The sequence below is a fragment of the Pseudomonas entomophila genome (genome assembly GCF_023277925.1).
GTDB lineage: Bacteria > Pseudomonadota > Gammaproteobacteria > Pseudomonadales > Pseudomonadaceae > Aquipseudomonas > Aquipseudomonas entomophila_D.
The window spans coordinates 4,040,257-4,058,210 of sequence record NZ_CP063832.1 but is presented as its reverse complement, the minus strand read 5'-3'; the positions used below and the strand labels follow the sequence as shown (position 1 = coordinate 4,058,210).

At 62.4% G+C, this 17,954-nt stretch carries 17 protein-coding genes and 1 tRNA gene; 8 read left to right on the top strand and 10 right to left on the bottom strand.

The window, feature by feature from the left end; translation table 11 throughout:
- The first annotated feature begins 362 nt into the window (after positions 1-362).
- Positions 363-1,748: a GABA permease gene (gene gabP, locus IM733_RS17915; RefSeq protein WP_248917856.1), complete on the top strand. Its 1,386-nt coding sequence runs from the start codon at positions 363-365 to the stop codon at positions 1,746-1,748.
- Positions 1,749-1,830: 82 nt separating this feature from the next.
- Here gabP and IM733_RS17910 read toward each other — a convergent pair whose 3' ends face one another.
- The gene (locus IM733_RS17910; RefSeq protein ID WP_248917855.1) at positions 1,831-2,274 is read right to left on the bottom strand and encodes a hypothetical protein; all 444 of its coding nucleotides are present in this window, start codon (positions 2,272-2,274) and stop codon (positions 1,831-1,833) included.
- A 138-nt stretch (positions 2,275-2,412) separates the two neighbouring features.
- Positions 2,413-3,420 carry a polyphosphate kinase 2 gene (gene ppk2, locus IM733_RS17905; protein ID WP_248917854.1) on the bottom strand — a complete coding sequence of 336 codons (1,008 nt, stop codon included), beginning with the start codon at positions 3,418-3,420 and terminating at the stop codon, positions 2,413-2,415.
- Positions 3,421-3,617: 197 nt separating this feature from the next.
- Between ppk2 and IM733_RS17900 the strand changes: the two genes are divergently transcribed.
- Positions 3,618-4,163: a sce7726 family protein gene (locus IM733_RS17900; RefSeq protein WP_248917853.1), complete on the top strand. Its 546-nt coding sequence runs from the start codon at positions 3,618-3,620 to the stop codon at positions 4,161-4,163.
- Here the strand turns inward: IM733_RS17900 and IM733_RS17895 are convergent.
- The 5 genes from IM733_RS17895 to IM733_RS17875 all read right to left on the bottom strand — a co-directional run bounded on the left by IM733_RS17895 (position 4,160) and on the right by IM733_RS17875 (position 9,409).
- Positions 4,160-5,239, bottom strand: a complete 1,080-nt coding sequence (locus IM733_RS17895; RefSeq protein ID WP_248917852.1) for a beta family protein — start codon at positions 5,237-5,239, stop codon at positions 4,160-4,162. The genes IM733_RS17900 and IM733_RS17895 overlap by 4 nt on opposite strands.
- Before the next feature lie 420 nt (positions 5,240-5,659).
- Positions 5,660-5,735: transfer RNA gene (locus IM733_RS17890), tRNA-Phe, on the bottom strand.
- Between the two features lie 91 nt (positions 5,736-5,826).
- Positions 5,827-6,099 (bottom strand): oxidative damage protection protein, encoded by a 273-nt coding sequence (locus IM733_RS17885; protein WP_110992242.1) that lies wholly within the window; start codon positions 6,097-6,099, stop codon positions 5,827-5,829.
- Positions 6,096-7,163 (bottom strand): A/G-specific adenine glycosylase, encoded by a 1,068-nt coding sequence (gene mutY, locus IM733_RS17880; protein WP_248917851.1) that lies wholly within the window; start codon positions 7,161-7,163, stop codon positions 6,096-6,098. The genes IM733_RS17885 and mutY overlap by 4 nt, the downstream gene beginning before the upstream one ends.
- Positions 7,160-9,409 (bottom strand): AsmA family protein, encoded by a 2,250-nt coding sequence (locus IM733_RS17875; RefSeq protein ID WP_248917850.1) that lies wholly within the window; start codon positions 9,407-9,409, stop codon positions 7,160-7,162. The genes mutY and IM733_RS17875 overlap by 4 nt, the downstream gene beginning before the upstream one ends.
- 380 nt (positions 9,410-9,789) lie before the next feature.
- On the opposite strand from IM733_RS17875, the gene IM733_RS17870 reads away from it, so the two are divergent.
- From IM733_RS17870 to hisF, 6 genes are all read left to right on the top strand, one after another.
- Positions 9,790-11,448, top strand: coding sequence for an OFA family MFS transporter (locus IM733_RS17870; protein ID WP_248917849.1), 1,659 nt, complete (start codon positions 9,790-9,792; stop codon positions 11,446-11,448).
- A 212-nt stretch (positions 11,449-11,660) separates the two neighbouring features.
- Positions 11,661-12,254, top strand: coding sequence for an imidazoleglycerol-phosphate dehydratase HisB (hisB, locus tag IM733_RS17865; RefSeq protein WP_248917848.1), 594 nt, complete (start codon positions 11,661-11,663; stop codon positions 12,252-12,254).
- A complete protein-coding gene (hisH, locus tag IM733_RS17860) occupies positions 12,255-12,893 on the top strand; it encodes an imidazole glycerol phosphate synthase subunit HisH (protein WP_028688463.1) in 639 nt (212 codons plus the stop codon). It begins immediately after the preceding gene.
- On the top strand, positions 12,894-13,154 hold the full coding sequence (locus IM733_RS17855) for a DUF2164 domain-containing protein (protein ID WP_248917847.1): 261 nt from the start codon (positions 12,894-12,896) through the stop codon (positions 13,152-13,154).
- 27 nt (positions 13,155-13,181) lie between these two features.
- Complete coding sequence (gene hisA, locus IM733_RS17850; RefSeq protein ID WP_248917846.1) at positions 13,182-13,919, top strand: 1-(5-phosphoribosyl)-5-[(5-phosphoribosylamino)methylideneamino]imidazole-4-carboxamide isomerase; 738 nt, start codon at positions 13,182-13,184, stop codon at positions 13,917-13,919.
- Positions 13,920-13,928: 9 nt separating this feature from the next.
- On the top strand, positions 13,929-14,699 hold the full coding sequence (gene hisF, locus IM733_RS17845) for an imidazole glycerol phosphate synthase subunit HisF (RefSeq protein WP_008091498.1): 771 nt from the start codon (positions 13,929-13,931) through the stop codon (positions 14,697-14,699).
- Positions 14,700-14,815: 116 nt separating this feature from the next.
- On the opposite strand, the gene choV is transcribed toward hisF, so the two are convergent.
- From choV to IM733_RS17830, 3 genes are all read right to left on the bottom strand, one after another.
- Positions 14,816-15,994 (bottom strand): choline ABC transporter ATP-binding protein, encoded by a 1,179-nt coding sequence (choV, locus tag IM733_RS17840; protein ID WP_213658725.1) that lies wholly within the window; start codon positions 15,992-15,994, stop codon positions 14,816-14,818.
- Positions 15,991-16,839 (bottom strand): choline ABC transporter permease subunit, encoded by an 849-nt coding sequence (gene choW, locus IM733_RS17835; protein WP_193383931.1) that lies wholly within the window; start codon positions 16,837-16,839, stop codon positions 15,991-15,993. The genes choV and choW overlap by 4 nt, the downstream gene beginning before the upstream one ends.
- 81 nt (positions 16,840-16,920) lie before the next feature.
- Positions 16,921-17,868, bottom strand: coding sequence for a choline ABC transporter substrate-binding protein (locus tag IM733_RS17830; RefSeq protein ID WP_248917845.1), 948 nt, complete (start codon positions 17,866-17,868; stop codon positions 16,921-16,923).
- Positions 17,869-17,954: the final 86 nt, after the last annotated feature.

Sequence of the window (17,954 nt, the reverse complement as noted above, 5' to 3'; positions counted from 1 at the left end):
TTTTTACCCGGGTGGCGCTTTGTTCATGGTTGTACCGGGCGCGGGTTGCGCCTGCTGGTTGCGCTTTTGTGTGCCCATGAAGTGTGCGCCGGTGTTACCGGGGAGCACCTTTGGTGCGTTTGTAAGTGGGTATTTCAGTAATCTGAACTTGGCATGGGGTTTTGGTGGCCTTTCGGTCAAAGCTTGGCAGAATGCCCTGCAAGCCGCGCCGTTATTGGTGGCTGAATGATTTCAGACGAAAGTGGTTCTCACCTGGCCCGCTTATTGCCATCTGGAAACCACTGAATGCGGCAACGCCCACTTACACCCCGGTGCGCGCCGGCAGTCATTCGTGTAGTCCACCTCCTTACAAAGGTAGTTTTATGAGCGGTAACAATTCCAATGACCTCGCTCAGGGGCTCAAGCAACGGCATGTGACCATGCTGTCCATCGCTGGCGTCATCGGCGCCGGCCTGTTCGTCGGTTCCGGCCACGCCATCGCTGCCGCCGGCCCTGCCGTGCTGCTGGCCTATGCCGCCGCGGGTACGTTGGTCGTGCTGGTAATGCGCATGCTCGGTGAAATGGCGGTCGCTTCGCCGGACACCGGCTCCTTCTCCACGTATGCCGACCGCGCCATCGGGCGTTGGGCCGGTTTCACCATTGGTTGGCTGTACTGGTGGTTCTGGGTCCTGGTGATCCCGCTGGAAGCCAACGCCGCCGCGGCCATTCTCCACGCCTGGTTCCCGGCCGTTGACCTGTGGGCCTTCTCCCTGATCATCACCCTGGCCCTGACGGTCACCAACCTGTTCAGCGTGAAGAACTACGGTGAGTTCGAGTTCTGGTTCGCACTGCTCAAAGTGCTGGCGATCATCGGCTTCATCATCGTTGGTTGCGCCGCCATGTTCGGCATGGTGCCAAGCAGCCAGGTGAGCGGCATCAGCCACCTGTTCGACACCCAAGGCTTCATGCCCAACGGCCTGGGCGCCGTGCTGGCCGCCATGCTGACCACCATGTTCTCGTTCATGGGTACCGAGATCGTCACCATCGCCGCCGCCGAATCGAAAGACCCAGGCAAGCAGATCAGCAAGGCCACCAACTCGGTGATCTGGCGTATCTGCCTGTTCTACCTGGTGTCGATCTTCCTGGTCGTGGCCATGGTGCCTTGGAACGATCCTACCCTGGCCGAAAAAGGTTCCTACCAGACTGTCCTCAGCCTGATCGGTGTACCGAACGCCAAGCTGATCGTCGACATCGTCGTGCTGATCGCCGTGACCAGCTGCCTGAACTCGGCGCTGTACACCTCCTCACGCATGCTGTTCTCCCTGAGCAAGCGTGGCGACGCCCCGGCAGTCGCCCAGCGCACCACCAAGGCGGGTACTCCGCATTGCGCGGTGCTGCTGTCGACCGCAGCAGCCTTCCTGTGCGTGTTCGCCAACTTCCTGGCTCCGGCCGCGGTGTTCGAGTTCCTGCTGGCCAGCTCCGGCGCCATCGCCTTGCTGGTGTATCTGGTGATCGCCGTGTCGCAACTGCGCATGCGTGCCCAGCGTGAAGCCAGCGGTGAGAAGATCTCGTTCAAGATGTGGCTGTTCCCGGGCCTGACCTGGGCGACTATCGCCTTCATCGTCGCCATTCTGGTGGTGATGGGGCTGCGTGAAGATCACCGTGTCGAGATCATCGCCACGGCAATCCTGAGCATCGGTGTGGTGGCTGCAGGCCTGCTGGTGCACCGCAAGCGCAGCGCTGCCGGGCGCATGGCGTTGGATAACTGATCCACGTCGGGTGCAATGAAAAGGCCGCGCCCTGTAAAGGGCGCGGCCTTTTTGTTTGCCTGGGCGAACAGGGCTTGGAAGGTCAGCCGAACTGCTTCTGCTGTTGCTGCTGCTTGGCCACCGCTTCCGAAGCGGCGACATAGGCGTCCTGGAACTCGTCGCTCTCCAGCCAGGCCATGGTCGCGTCCTCGTCGATGCCGTCGAGCCAGGCGCGGTAGGCGGTGAAGACCATGACGATGTAGTCGGTGGCGTGCTCTTCCTTGTGGCCCTTGAGCACCAGTGCCAGCAGCGGGTCGACCAGGAACACCGAAATCATCGGCACCAGGCCGTTTTCCTGGGCTTCCTTCATCTTCTCGAACAGGCTGTCGTAGCTGCTCGATTCCAAGGCCTTGTTGAACACCTGCTCGACGCTGGCGCTGTCGCCGGCGCTGGCTTTGACCGCTTGGCCGCTACGCACCATGCGGTTCTGCTTGGCCTTGGCGGCGGCGCGCTTGGCGCGTTTCTGTTGTTTGGTGTTGGTGGCCATGGGGCAGGTCCTTGGGGTGTCTGGTAAAGGCGCGTATTGAAGCGTAGTTGCCCGGGAAACCCAAGGGGTTCGATGATCCTTGCTGGCGAACAGGGCCCATGCACTACCTGGACAGCTGTTCGCCAGCAAAGCTGGCTCCTACAGGGGAGGCGGTGCTGGTTCGTCTTCCTCGAACCCCCGTGAGGCCCGGCCAACCAGCAGCGAATCCGGCGCATGCGCCACGCGGTGATCCTTGCCCGGGTAATCCAGCGCATGCAGGAAGTAACGGATGCAGTTGATCCGCGCGCGCTTCTTGTCGTCCGACTTGATCACCGTCCACGGCGCGTCGGCGGTATCGGTGTGAAAGAACATCGCCTCCTTGGCGGCCGTGTAGTCCTCCCACTTGTCCAGCGACTTGATGTCGATGGGCGAGAGTTTCCAGTGCTTGAGCGGGTCGTCGCGACGGGAGATGAAACGGCGCAGCTGTTCCTCGCGGTTCACCGAGAACCAGAACTTGAACAGCAGGATGCCGCTGTTGCACAGCATGCGCTCGAGGTCCGGCGCCTGGCGCATGAACTCCAGGTATTGCAGTGGTGAGCAGAAGTCCATCACCTTCTCGACCCCGGCGCGGTTGTACCAGGAGCGGTCGAAGAACACCATTTCGCCGGCCGTGGGCAGGTGCTGGATGTAGCGCTGGAAGTACCACTGCCCCTTCTCCTGCTCGGAGGGCTTCTCCAGGGCGACGATGCGCGCACCACGCGGGTTCAGGTGCTCCATGAAACGCTTGATGGTGCCGCCCTTGCCGGCGGCGTCACGGCCCTCGAACAGCACCACGATGCGTTGGCCGGTTTCCTTCACCCAGTTCTGCACCTTCAGCAGCTCGATCTGCAGGTCGTGCTTGGCCTTCTCGTAGTCCTGGCGGCGCATGCGCGTGCGGTACGGGTAGCTGGCCGGCAGACGCGCCGAGGTGCTGTCCTCGCTGCTGCCCTTGCGGGCGTTGGCCACTTCCAGGGCAGCGGGCTGCTGGCTGACCTGGGTGATGGTTTCCGGCGTGGCGGCGTTGATGGCAGGCTTGCGCTCGCGTGGCCGGCGGGTGCGGGGTGGTGGCTTGCTGCTGGTGGTGTCGGCAGGCGGCGGCAGGAGGAGGCTGGCGGCTTCTTCGCTCATGGAAGTCCTTGCGGGGTCGGTCGAAAGTCCACCTTCCATCCTAGGGGGCCATGGCAGGTGGTTTTTTGATGTCGATCAACTGGGTGTGAACGACGCCAGCAGGAGGCGGGGAGATGGCTATAAATGGTAAATATTTGAGCGGCGCGTTCTGTCGCGCAAGCTGTGAAGGGTAATGGGCTGGTGGCTATAATCGCCGGATGTTGAATCCAGACGAAATTCGCCCCCTCCTAAAGCAATGGGTCACCAAGGTGATGCCCCATGAGTCCGGTGATGTGTTCATCGAGGAGCTTTGCTTTATCGACAAAGCCAGACGTGCGGACCTCGTGCACGCGAACGGGAAGCTCAGTGCCTTCGAAATTAAATCGCAAGCGGATACGCTGATTCGGTGGGTTGGCCAGCAAGAGGCCTACCTGGCGTGTTTTGACGAAGTGTGGCTATGCTGCCATTCCCGCCATTTGGTAAAGGCACTGGAAGTGTCGGCGACCACTGTCGGGATTCTGGTGTTCGACGACTTCTCCGGAATGGTCATGGTGAGAAAAGCCAGGTCAAATAAAAAACAGGAAAAGTTCCACCTCACGGGGTTTCTCTGGCGAGAGGAGTTGGACAGGCTGGCCCGTGAGCATGGTGTTACTGTGCGCAGCAAGGACCTTATAAAGACAGTGCGCCGACTGGTCAGTGACGCACTGCCGCTTGAGGTGATTCGTACGTTTGTTCTGGCAGTGCTGAAGCAACGCTACGCTTAGATGAGGTCGTCCAGGTCGTCAATGTCGATGGGCTCAAGCACTGCACGTTCGCGATCCAGGATGGACTTCAACATGGCGCAAATGTGTTGATTTATTCGATATCCATTCCAGGTGCCATTGTTTCCATAGTTGGTCGAGGTGGCGACAATTCTTGTGTACTCCCTGGTTGCCCAACAGAAACCATCACCGTGGTATCCCGGCAGGCGACGGATCTCATCTGCAATCTCGATGTAGTTCACAAACTCTTTGTCTCCCCCCTTGCGGCGTTGCCACCATTCGGTTGGCGTGTAGTAGCAGCCGAAAGGAAGCACAGGCATGCCCACGACATACTCCATGGGGGCAGTGGGGTTGGTGGCGGCATAGTCGCCGTACACGAGGTTGATTCCTGGTCGATTCCTGTTCACGGTCGCCTGCCAGGCAGTATCGAAGCAGGTGGCCGAACGAGAGCTGTTCGATGCGGGCTTGTCGATAGGGAATGATGTGCTGAGCAGGATCACTGTGGCGGGCGTGTAGGCGCCGATGTCCCTGAGCAGGTGATCGAAGTCTGATCCGCTGGCCGTGCTAGCAGGGGCTGAGGCGATAAAATCCAGAATGATATGTGCACAGGTCGGTGCTGACAATGAGTCGAGTATCGCAAGCAGTCGGTTGCGCGAGATTGGGGTCGGTTTTTCCGGACAGGTAACTCTGATTGCAATGTTTTTGAAGTCACGCTCAAGTGACAGCGACAGTTGTATAACGTCTCGTTGCGCGTCGTCGTCAGACCAGGAGATAACAGGAATGACGTTCGGATTTTTATCGCGGACGTGATAGATGAATTTTCTTTTTTCCTCAAATGCATTAGCAGGGTTATGCAGGTCATGGGCAGAGATGAAGGCCTCACGTACATCCTTCTTACCCCTGGATACATCAATGAAGAAAGGGTGTTCGGTCCAGTTGTTCAGGAAGGTCTGCAGGTGTCTGTCATCATCGCCGCGCATATCAAGCAATGGGGTGAATGGGGTTCTTCTTTCTGGCTCCAGATTTATCAATGCCTTGATGTCGTTCTGGCCTACTCGTAAACAAGCGGAATATTGCATGTTCAACTCCATGTAAGTCGTGGGTTTTGTCGAAGATGCAGACAAGGTAGACCACATGCCGCGACCTGCAGAAGTTTTCGTGTGTGTATTAATATTACGGCCGGGCCGGCCATTTAATCGTGTTGTTCAAGCACGAACTGATTACTAGGAAGATTCCTATGGCTCGTTGATGTCTGAATTTCTGGCTGGTCTCGGGGTGCCTGACCAGCCTTGCTTTTTGGGGGGGCGCGAACCGCACTCGGAATACGATCGTGGTCCAACCCATCAGAGAAGGGAGCCTGATGCGCTGTCATGAGGGGCATGATGAAGAGCGCGAACACCTGCTGGTCATCAGGCAAAAATCGCAGGCAACAAAAAACCCGCACTAGGCGGGTTTCTTGTGTCGCTTCGGGTAACTTTGCAACCACCAGAAGCTGAAGGTGGTGCCCAGAGACGGAGTCGAACCGCCGACACGAGGATTTTCAATCCTCTGCTCTACCGACTGAGCTATCTGGGCGACGAGGTGCATTAAATAGATTTCCGAACCGATCGTCAACGACTTTTTTTGAAAAAATTTAAATTAATTCCGTCGCTTACGTTTTCTGGGGTCATTCCGACGGCGGAACGTAGCCTTCAGCCTTGGCGTAGTCTTCGCCGGCGAAGAACTTGTCCATCTCGGCCTGGATGAATTTGCGGTCCTCGGCATTCATCATGTTCAGGCGCTTCTCGTTGATCAGCAGGGTCTGGTGCTTCTGCCAGTCGGCCCAGGCTTTCTGCGAGACGTGTTCGAAGATGTCTTGGCCCTTGGGGCCGGGGTAGGGCGCGCGCTCGAGGCCTGGTAATTCTTCTTTGTACTTGCGGCACATCACGGTGCGGGTCATGCGGTCTCTCCTGCAATCAGTTCGTCGGCCGCGCGTTGCAGCAACTTCTTGACCGGGGCGGCGAGGCCCAGGCGCGGCGGGGTGGCGAGGTTATACCAGAGCCAGTCCGGCTCGGCCACGTGCGCGCCGACGGGGTCGACACGCACCAGCCACGGCTCGATGGCCAGCTGGAAATGGCTGAACGTGTGGGTCAGGCCTTGCAAGGCCTGACTATCGGCCAGGCGCAGGCCGTGCTGGTAGGCGAGGTCGTCGAGTTGCTCGAGGTTGTCCAGCTCCGGCAGGCTCCACAGGCCGCCCCAAAGGCCGGTAGAGGGCCGACGGTAAAGCAGGATCGCGCCTTCGTGGTTGACCAGCAGCGGCATCAGGGTCTTGCGCTGCGGCAAGGCTTTGCGCGGCTTGGGCTCCGGGTAGCGGGTTTCTTCACCGTGCAGATGGGCTTCGCAACCACGCTGCAGCGGGCAGATCAGGCAACTGGGCTTGCTGCGGGTGCACAGCGTCGCGCCCATGTCCATCATCGCCTGGGTGAAGTGGTTCACCCGCGTCATCGGTGTGTAGCGCTCGGCGGTGGCCCACAGCTGGTTGGCCACCTTCGGCTCGCCGGGGTAGCCGGCCTGGGCGGTGAAGCGGGCCAGCACGCGCTTGACGTTGCCATCGAGGATCGGTGCGCGCAGGCCCATGCTGATGCTGGCGATGGCCCCGGCGGTGGAGCGGCCGATGCCGGGCAGCTCGGTGAGCTGCTCGACACTGCGCGGGAATTCGCCGCCATGTTGCTCCACGACGATCTTCGCGGCCTTTTGCAGGTTACGTGCGCGGGTGTAGTAGCCCAGGCCTGTCCACAGGTGCAGCACTTCGTCCTCCGGCGCTTCGGCCAGGGCCTGCACGGTGGGCAGGGCCTGCATGAAGCGGTCGAAGTAGTTGAGCACGGTGCTGACTTGCGTCTGCTGCAGCATGATTTCGGAAACCCATACCCGGTACGGGTTGATGCCCTGTTGCCAGGGCAGGTCGTGGCGGCCGTGCTGGTCATACCAGGCCAGCACGGCGCTGGAGAACTGCTGGGGTGTCATCGCTTGAACAGCCCCTTGAGTGCATCTTTGAGTTCGGGGCTCACTTTGTCTCCGAGTTTTTCTTCGAGCTTTTCATCGATCTTGTCCTTCAGGCGGTTGCCAGCCAGCTTCGCGGCGACTTTACCCAGGCCTTCCTGATCCAGGCGGCAGGCCTTGGCGCCCAGCTCCAGCGGGCCACGGCAGCGCAGCGGTACTTCGACACCGGCAAAGCGCTCGTTGACCTGGCAGGCCGGGTCGGGCATGGCGCGCTGGTCGCCTTCGACGACGATGCCGACGTTGTAGTCCATGCCCAGCACGCGCAGGTCGAGGTCGCCATTGCCGTTGACGGTCAGGCCCGGGATGCGTGCCTTGAGGTCCGGGTTGCTGGCCACGCCGTTGCGGATCACCAGGCTGCCGCGCAGTTCCTGGAACGGTGTGTCCTTGCCCCGAGCCTCGCCGCTGAGCTGCTTGCGATTGAGGGTGGCGATGGCCTGGCACAGCTGCTGTTCCAGGTTGGCATTGACCAGCACGCCGTCGTTGATGGTGAAGCTGGCATTGCCGTTGAGCGTGTCGACCAGCGCCTTCTGGCTGTTGCCGGTGGCGGTCAGGTCGCTGCTCAAGGTCAGCAGGCCTTTGACCGGAGGCGACTGGTCGGGGCCCTCGCGCTTGATGAAGTGCTCCACCGGTACGCGATTGATCTTGGTGTTCACGCCGATCTGCGGCACGGCAGGGCGCACGTCGACCGTGCCCTTGGCTTCGAAGCTGCCGTTGTACAGGCCGCCGCGCAGGGCCTGCAGGGTTATCAGGCCGCCCTGGCCGGTGGCTGTGAGCTGGGCGTCGCTGATGGGCAGCTTATCCAGCACCAAGGCGCCAAAGGACAGGTCGGCCTGCAGGTCGAGGGCGCGCAGGCGGTCTACCGGCAGCAGCTTGTCGTTGCTCCAGGCCTGTTGCGTCGGGGCGTTGGGCAGTGGGGTGGTGCCGGCACCGGCGACGGCGCTGGCCTCCTGTTGTTTCACTTCGGCCTGGCGCGCGGCGGTGGCGCCCTTGGCCTCGTCGCTCTTGGCCGGGAAGTAGCGGTCAGCGTCGAACTTGTCGCCCTTGAGGCGAATGCGCAGGGCCTGTTTGGCGAAGTCTTCCACGGCGACGCGGCCAGTGAAGGTGCTGTCGTCCAGCTTCACGGCCAGGTCTTCCAGGGCCAGGCTGCCGCGGGTGCCGTCGAGGCGGGTCACCAGTTCCAGCTTCTTGAACGCGGCCGGGTCGGCAGTGGCGGGCAGCGGGTGGCCGATACCGTCGAGGAAGGTACGCAGGTCGAACTGGGCGATGGACAGCCCGCCGCTGACCTGCGGCGCCTTGTCCAGGTCGCGCACGTTCAGCTCGCCGAGGGCACGCAGTTGGTTGGCCGAGACTTTCAAGCCGCTCCACGAGGCGACGTTGGCGGCCAGGTCCACCAGCACCTGGCCCTGGGCGGCGAAGGTCAGGGTCTTGCCGGCCAGCGGCTCGCCCGAGGTTTCGCCGGACAGGCGCAGGTCTTCGAGGTTGTAGCGCTTGAGCTTGCGGTCGAAGCGCAGCTCACCGGTGAGTTCGGTGCGCGCCTTCATGTTCGGTTGGCTGGCGCTGAGGAAGGCACTGGCCTTGAGCGGGATATTCACGCCCTCGTGCACGGCGCCGGTGCTCAGTTGGATGCTCTCAGCACCGTAGCTCTGGCCGGCCTTCTCATCGGTGTACAGCACCCGGGCGTTGTTGACGGTAAGACTGTCGATGTCGAGCTTGACCATGCGCTCGCTGGCTTCGGGCTTGGCGGGCGGGTTGGCGGGGGCCTCGCCTGGTGTGGCGGCAGGTGCGTTGGCGGTCGCCGTGTCCGGCAGTGGCTTGCCGATGTCTTCCCAGTTGCCGTGACCATTGGCGTCGCGGGTCAGGGTCAGGTTCAGGCCTTCGACGCGCACGTCGCTCATCTGCACTTCGCGGCGCAACAAGGGCAGCACGCGCACCGACAGGCCGAGCATCTGCAGGTCGGCGAATGGCACCTTGGGGTTGTTCAGCGTGGCGATGCTCGCCTCGTGCAGTTCCAGGCCCAGCCAGGGGAACAGGCTCCAGCCGATGTCGCCATTGAGCGTGAGCTCCACGTGGGCCTTGTCGCGGGCCAGCTGGCGGATCTCGTCTTTGTAGTCGTTGGGATCGAAGAGGTGGGTCAGGGCGAAGCCCAGCGCCACGATGATCAGCAACAACCCGAGCAGCCCCAGCCCCAGGATTTTGCCGAACGCTTTCATGGGCGAGTCCTTGTAGTCGGAAAGTTAAATTCAGCGGCGAGTATAGCGCCGTGGCGCCTGGCTCTGCGCATTCGACGTTTCGACCATGCGCAGGGTGGGCTGTTCGCCGGCAGGCCGGCTCTTACCGAAGCCCACACGTCCCTCGTAGGGGCCGGCTTGCCGGCGAACCAGGCGACACGGTCCGAGAAATACCGTTTCAGCTAAAGAAAAAAACACGATATCAGATTGCTTTCATGGCACCGGCTGCTGGTACTCTTGCGCCGCCCGTGGAGCCCCCCGCGACCCATTGTCGCGGGGGCGCCCAAAGCGGCCGGGCTGCCTTGCGTGCAGCCATACAGAGCCCTCCGCGAGCACCGCCCACCTAAAAAAAGGAACAATCCATGAACAGCAGTATCACGGCGGGAGTGGCAGCGAGCGCGCCGGGCTTCCTGTCGAAGGAGCGTATCATCGCCCGCCCGGGCTTCAATCGCTGGCTGGTGCCGCCGGCGGCGCTGGCCATCCACCTGTGCATCGGCATGGCCTATGGCTTCTCGGTGTTCTGGTTGCCGCTGTCCCAGGCCCTGGGTGTCAGCGCGCCGGTAGCCTGCGCCGCGGACATGGGCTTCGTCGCCCGCCTGTTCAGCGCCGAGTGCGACTGGCCGATCTCCATGCTGAGCTGGATCTACACCCTGTTCTTCGTGTTTCTCGGTTGCTCGGCCGCGGTGCTCGGCGGTTGGCTGGAGCACGCAGGCCCGCGTAAAGCCGGCCTGGTGTCGGCGCTGTGCTGGTGCGGCGGCCTGCTGATCTCGGCAATCGGCGTGAAGACCCACCAACTGTGGCTGATGTGGCTGGGTTCGGGGGTGATCGGGGGGATCGGCCTGGGGTTGGGTTATATCTCGCCGGTATCGACGCTGATCAAGTGGTTCCCGGACAAGCGCGGCATGGCCACCGGCATGGCGATCATGGGCTTTGGCGGGGGTGCCATGGTGGGCGCGCCGCTGGCCACCGCGCTGATGGGGCATTTCTCCAGCCCGACCGAGGTGGGCGTGTGGCAGAGCTTCGTCGCCATGGCCGCGATCTACTTCGTGTTCATGACTGGCGGCGCCCTGGCTTATCGCGTGCCGCCGACCGGCTGGAAGCCTGAAGGCTGGACCGCACCGGCGAAGAAAGCCAATGCCATGGTCACCGACCGTCACGTGCATGTCAGCGTGGCCTGGAAGACGCCGCAGTTCGCGCTGGTGTGGCTGGTGCTGTGCCTGAACGTCTCGGCGGGTATCGGTATCCTGGGCATGGCATCGCCGCTGCTGCAGGAGGTGTTTGCCGGTAAGTTGCTGGGCAACGAGCTGACCTTCGGTGAGCTGAACGCCGGGCAACTGGCGCAGATTGCCGCCATCGCCGCAGGCTTCACCGGCCTGCTCAGCCTGTTCAACATCGGCGGGCGGTTCTTCTGGGCGTCGTTCTCCGACTACATTGGCCGCAAGAACACCTATTTCGCTTTCTTCGCCCTGGGCGTGGGGCTGTACAGCCTGGTACCGAACATGGGGCATATCGGCAACGTGGCGCTGTTCGTGGCCGCGTTCTGCATCATCCTGTCGATGTACGGCGGCGGCTTTGCCACCGTGCCGGCGTACCTGGCCGACCTGTTCGGCACGCAAATGGTCGGCGCCATTCATGGTCGCCTGCTGACTGCCTGGGCGGCGGCCGGCGTGCTGGGGCCGGTGTTGATCACCTACCTGCGCGAGGCTCAGCTGGCGGCGGGTGTGGAGCGCGCCGCGGCCTACGACATGACCCTGTACATCCTGGCCGGCCTGCTGGTGCTGGGCTTTATCTGCAACATGCTGGTGCGGCCGGTGGCGGACAAGTACTTCATGACCGATGCCGAATTGGCCGCCGAGCGGGCCTTGAGCCACGACAAGGGCGCGGATTCTGCCCGTGCGCTGGAGTGGCATGCGGCGCCGGGCAGCCTGCCGCTGGTGCTGCTGGCCTGGGCCGTGGTGGTGATTCCGCTGGCCTGGGGGGTGTGGATCACCTTGCAGAAGACGGCGGTGCTGTTTCATTGATTGATGTGTGAGGCTGTTCGCCGGCAAGCCGGCTCCTACGGGTGCGATGTCCGCAGGAGCCGGCAGCCGGCGAAAGGGCTGGTTGTATAGACCTGTAGGCCTGTCCAACCCCCGTAAATGCGTGCTCCGCCATATGTCATCCGCGTTTCAAGCCGGCGCATTCTGGGCCTATAATGGAACCCTTTTCGCCCAATGATTTTGCGGAGCTGGTGATGGTCGAACGTAAGGCTTCCGTCGAGCGCAATACCCTGGAAACCCAGGTCAAGTGCTCGATCAACCTCGATGGCAGCGGCAAGGCCCGATTCGATATCGGCGTGCCTTTCCTTGAACACATGCTCGACCAGATCGCCCGGCATGGGCTGATCGATCTGGACATCGAATGCAAGGGCGACCTGCATATCGATGACCATCACACTGTCGAGGACGTCGGCATCACCCTCGGCCAGGCCTTCGCCCAGGCCATTGGCGACAAGAAAGGCATCTACCGCTACGGTCACGCCTATGTGCCGCTGGACGAGGCCCTGTCGCGAGTGGTCATCGACTTCTCTGGCCGCCCGGGCTTGCAGATGCACGTGCCGTACACCCGCGCCAGCGTCGGTGGCTTCGATGTCGACCTGTTCCAGGAGTTCTTCCAGGGTTTCGTCAACCACGCCCTGGTGACCCTGCACATCGACAACCTGCGTGGCCACAACACTCACCACCAGATCGAGACCGTGTTCAAGGCCTTCGGCCGCGCGCTGCGCATGGCCATCGAGCAAGACGCGCGCATGGCTGGGCAGATGCCTTCCACCAAAGGGTGCCTGTAAATGCAGACGGTAGCCGTAATCGACTATGGCATGGGCAACCTGCACTCGGTGGCCAAGGCCCTGGAGCATGTGGGCGCCGGCAAGGTGCTGGTGACCAGCGATGCCGCGGTGATTCGTGAAGCCGACCGCGTGGTGTTCCCGGGCGTCGGCGCGATCCGCGACTGCATGGCCGAGATCCGCCGCCTGGGCTTCGACAGCCTGGTGCGCGAAGTCAGCCAGGACCGCCCGTTCCTCGGCATCTGCGTGGGCATGCAGGCGCTGCTCGACCACAGCGAGGAGAACGACGGTGTCGATTGCATCGGCCTGTTCCCCGGCCAGGTACGCTTCTTTGGCAAAGACCTGAAGGAAGACGGCGAGCACCTGAAAGTGCCGCACATGGGCTGGAACGAGGTCAGCCAGACCATCGACCACCCGCTGTGGCACGACATCCCTGATCGCGCACGCTTCTACTTCGTGCACAGCTACTACATCAATGCCGGCAAACCTGGCCAGGTGGTCGGTCGCGGCCATTATGGCGTCGACTTCGCCGCCGCATTGGCCGACGGTTCGCGCTTTGCCGTGCAGTTCCACCCGGAGAAGAGCCACACCCACGGCCTGCAGCTGCTGCAGAACTTCGTCGCCTGGGACGGGCGCTGGTAAATGAGCCGGTCGAAGGCCAAGGCCCCGATCATCACGCTGGCCCCCGAGCAGGAGCGCGAGGCGCTCGACACGCTCAAGCGCTTCCTCGAAGACCGTTTCGAGCTGGAGCTGGGGTCGTTCGAGGTGGCCGAGGTCCTCGAGCTGTTTTCCAGGGAAGTGGCTCCGTATTACTACAACAGGGCGATCGCCGATGTTCAGCTGCACCTCAAGGAGCGGTTCGAGAGCATCGAAAGCGACCTGTGGGCGCTCGAGAAGCCCTGAACTCAACGAACAAGACAGGTCATCAAGATGCTGATTATCCCCGCTATCGATCTCAAGGACGGTGCCTGCGTACGTCTGCGCCAAGGCCGCATGGAAGACTCCACGGTATTCTCCGACGACCCGGTGAGCATGGCCGCCAAATGGGTCGAGGGTGGCTGCCGCCGCCTGCACCTGGTCGACCTGAACGGCGCCTTCGAAGGCCAGCCGGTCAACGGTGAAGTGGTCACCGCCATCGCCAGGCGCTACCCGAACCTGCCGATCCAGATCGGCGGCGGCATCCGCTCGCTGGAAACCATCGAGCACTACGTCAAGGCGGGCGTCAGCCATGTGATCATCGGCACCAAGGCGGTCAAGCAGCCTGAGTTCGTCGCCGAAGCGTGCAAGGCCTTCCCGGGCAAGGTCATCGTCGGCCTGGATGCGAAAGACGGCTTCGTCGCCACCGACGGCTGGGCCGAGGTGAGCTCGGTGCAGGTCATCGACCTGGCCAAGCGGTTCGAGGCCGATGGTGTCTCGGCGATCGTCTACACCGACATCGCCAAGGACGGCATGATGCAGGGCTGCAACGTGCCCTTCACCAAGGCGCTGGCCGAAGCCACTTCGATCCCGGTGATCGCCTCGGGCGGCATCCACAACCTGGGTGACATCAAGGCCCTGCTGGAGGCGAAAGCCCCTGGCATCATCGGTGCCATCACCGGCCGCGCCATCTACGAAGGCACCCTCGACGTCGCCGAGGCCCAGGCCTTCTGCGACAACTACAAAGGCTGAGGAACGACCATGGCACTGGCCAAGCGCATCATCCCTTGCCTGGACGTGGACAACGGCCGGGTGGTCAAGGGCGTCAAGTTCGAGAACATCCGCGATGCCGGCGACCCGGTGGAGATCGCCCGTCGCTACAACGAGCAGGGCGCCGACGAGATCACCTTCCTGGATATCACCGCCAGTGTCGATGGCCGTGATACCACCCTGCATACCGTCGAACGCATGGCCAGCCAGGTGTTCATCCCGCTGACCGTGGGCGGTGGCGTGCGCACCGTGCAGGACATCCGCAACCTGCTCAATGCCGGTGCCGACAAGGTGTCGATCAACACTGCGGCGGTGTTCAACCCGGAATTCGTGGGCGAGGCGGCGGACCGTTTCGGTTCGCAGTGCATTGTCGTCGCCATCGACGCCAAGAAAGTCTCCGGCCCGGGTGAAACGCCGCGCTGGGAGATCTTCACCCATGGCGGGCGCAAGCCCACCGGGCTGGATGCGGTGGAGTGGGCGAAGAAGATGGAAGGGTTGGGGGCCGGTGAGATCCTGCTCACCAGCATGGACCAGGATGGCATGAAGAACGGCTTCGACCTGGGGGTTACCCGGGCGATCAGCGATGCGCTGGGGATTCCGGTGATCGCCTCAGGTGGTGTGGGTAACCTGCAGCACCTGGCTGACGGGATTCTGGAAGGGCATGCCAGCGCGGTGCTGGCGGCGAGCATTTTCCACTTCGGCGAGTACACGGTGCCGGAAGCGAAGGCCTACATGGCTTCGCGTGGGATTGTCGTACGCTGAACCAAGATTGGGGCTGCTTTGCAGCCCATCGCGGCTGAAGCCGCTCCTACAAGGCTCACACGTCTCCTGTAGGAGCGGCTTCAGCCGCGATGGGCCGCAAGGCGGCCCCAATTGAATCACCCGTGATTCTTGCCCAACAAGGCATGGTAAAGCTCGGTATCCCCGAGAATCCCCACCACCTTGTCGTTATCCTGCAACACCAGCTTGTTGCCGGTCTGGTAACGAATACGCAGCGCCTCGCGCATGCCGATATCGGCGTGCACAACGGTCGGCCTGCGCTCCAGCAGCTCCACGTCCTGCCCTGGCGCCCAATTCTGCATGTCCAGCCCGTTCTGGCCCTGGCGGGCGCGCTTGATCGAGTTGCCTTCGCCAAGGTCCAGCCAGGAGTCGATACCTGGGTCCAGGCACACCGAGCCATTGACCCGCCTGCAGTTGTCCAGGCTGCGCATCAGGCTGCGGCCGCACAGCACGTTGAGCGGGTTGGTGTGGGCGACGAAGGTGCGCACGTACTCGTCGGCCGGGTTGAGCACGATGTCTTCCGGCTTGCTGTACTGGATGATCCGCCCGTCCTTCATGATCGCGATGCGGCTGCCCAGCTTCAGGGCCTCGTCCAGGTCGTGGCTGACGAACACGATGGTCTTGCTCAGTTTGCTCTGCAGGGCCAGCAGCTCGTCTTGCAGGCCCTGGCGGATCAGCGGGTCGAGGGCCGAGAACGGCTCGTCCATCAGCAGGATGTCGGCGTCCATCGCCAGCGCCCGGGCCAGGCCCACGCGCTGTTGCATGCCCCCGGAGAGCTCGTCGGGCTTCTTGTTGCGCCACTGGGTCAGGCCCACCAGCTCGAGTTTCTCGTCGACCAGCTTGCGCCGTTCCTTCTCCGGGCGGCCCTGCATTTCCAGGCCGAAGCTGATGTTCTCGCGCACGGTCAGCCAGGGCATCAGGGCGAACTTCTGGAACACCATGGCGATGCGCTTGGTGCGCATCATCTTCAGCTCGGCCGGGGTGCAGTGGGCAATATCGATGTGCTTGCCTTCATGCTCGACGAACAGCTTGCCGCGGCTGACGGTGTTGAGGCCGTTGATGCAACGCAGCAGGCTGGACTTGCCGGAGCCGGACAGGCCCATCAGCACGCAGATCTCGCCTTTGTTGATGTCCAGGTTGGCCTTTTCGACACCGACCACCAGGCCCGTCTGCTTGAGGATCTGCTCGCGGGTCTTGCCCTGGTCGAGCAGCGACAGCGCCTCGCGCGGCTTGCTGGAGAAGATGACGTCGACGTCTTCGAAACGAATGATGCTCATGCCTCACCCCTTACCGGCAGTTCCGGTTGCTTGCAGATTCGGTCGAGCATGATCGCCAGCAGCACGATGGCCAGGCCCGCTTCGAAGCCCAGGGAAATATCGGCGGTGTTCAGTGCGTTGACCACAGGTTTGCCCAGGCCGTCGGCGCCCACCAGGGCGGCGATCACCACCATCGACAGCGACAGCATGATGCACTGCGTGATGCCGGCGGCGATGCTTGGCATGGCGTGGGGCAGTTCGATGCGGGTCAGCAGTTGGCGGCGTGAGCAGCCGAAAGCCTTGCCGGCGTCGAGCAGCTCTTGTGGCACGTCGCAGATGCCGAGGTATGTCAGGCGAATGGGCGCGGCGATGGCGAACACCACCGTGGAGATCAGCCCCGGCACCACACCCAGGCCGAATAGCGTGAGCGTGGGGATCAGGTAGACGAAGGTGGGCACGGTCTGCATCAGGTCGAGCACCGGACGCATGGCGGTGTAGAACATCGGTTTGTGCGCGGCGGCGATGCCCAGCGGCACGCCGATGACTACGCACACCACCGTGGCGAAAGTCACCTGCGCCAGGGTTTCCATGGTTTCCTGCCAGTAGCCCAGGTTGAGGATGAGCAGGAACGACAGGGCGACGAATACGGTGAGTGCCCACTTGCGCTGGATCAGGTGCGCGAGGGCGGCGAACAGGGCGATGAGCACGAACGGGTTGAACCAGGTCAGGGCGCTGGTGACGCCATGGATCATGAACTCCAGGCCCTGGGCGATAGCGTCGAAGTAGCTGGCGCCGTTCTGGGTCAACCATTCGACGAATGAGGCGATGTACTGCCCCAAGGGTATTTTCTGATCGATAAGCATGATAGCGAGCTTCCACCTGCAAAGATTGAAATCAGTCCGGGGCGGGCACGGTCCCGCCCCGCGGTGTTGCCATTGCGTCTTGCGTTATTGCGTCAGTTTGGCCTTGGCCGCCTCGAGGCCGGGCTTGCCATCCACGGTGGTCACGCCGGCCAGCCAGGCGTCCAGCTTGCCGGGGTTTTCCTTGAGCCACTTCTTGGCCGCCGCCTCGGGTTTCATCTTGTCGTCCAGGACATAGCCCATCATCGTGCTTTCATCCTTGAGCTCGAACGACAGGTTCTTCAACAGCTGGCCAACGTTGGCGCATTCCTGCGCGTAGCCCTTGCGGGTGTTAGTGAGCACGGTGGCCTTGCCGAAATCGGGGCCGAAGAACTCATCCCCGCCGGTCAGGTACTGCATCTTGAAGCGGGTGTTCATTGGGTGCGGCTCCCAGCCCAGGAACACCACCGACTCGCCGCGTTTCTGCGCCCGGTCGACCTGCGACAGCATGCCGGCCTCGCTGGACTGCACGATCTTGAAACCGGCGTCCTTCAGACCGAAGGCGTTCTTGTCGATCATGCTCTGGATGGTGCGGTTGCCATCGTTGCCCGGCTCGATGCCGTAGATCTTGCCGTCCAGTTCCTTCTTGAATTTCGGGATGTCCGAGAAGTCCTTCAGGCCCTTGTCATACAGCGCCTGGGGCACGGCCAGCGTGTACTTGGCGTTCTCCAGGTTGGCGCGCACGGTCTCGACGGTGCCCGCATCGCGGTACTGCTTGATGTCGTTTTCCATGGTCGGCATCCAGTTGCCGAGAAACACGTCCAGGTCCTTGCCGGTGGCCAGCGACTTGTAGGTCACCGGTACCGAGATCATGGTGGTGTGGGTCTTGTAGCCCAGGGCTTCGAGCACGACGCTGGTGGTCGCGGTGGTGACCGTGATGTCGGTCCAGCCGACATCGGAGAACCGTACCGTCTGACACTGCTCGGGTTCGGCGGCCTGGGCCAGGAGCGGGGCGGACAGCAACGCGACCAGCAACAGCGAGGGTTTACCTTTCATGGATGGACTCCTGTGATTTTATCTTCGGGTTCGCGTGGGCCGCCGGGCGTTCTCAGGGCTCCGGTCGACCAGGCCTGCAGAGGGCA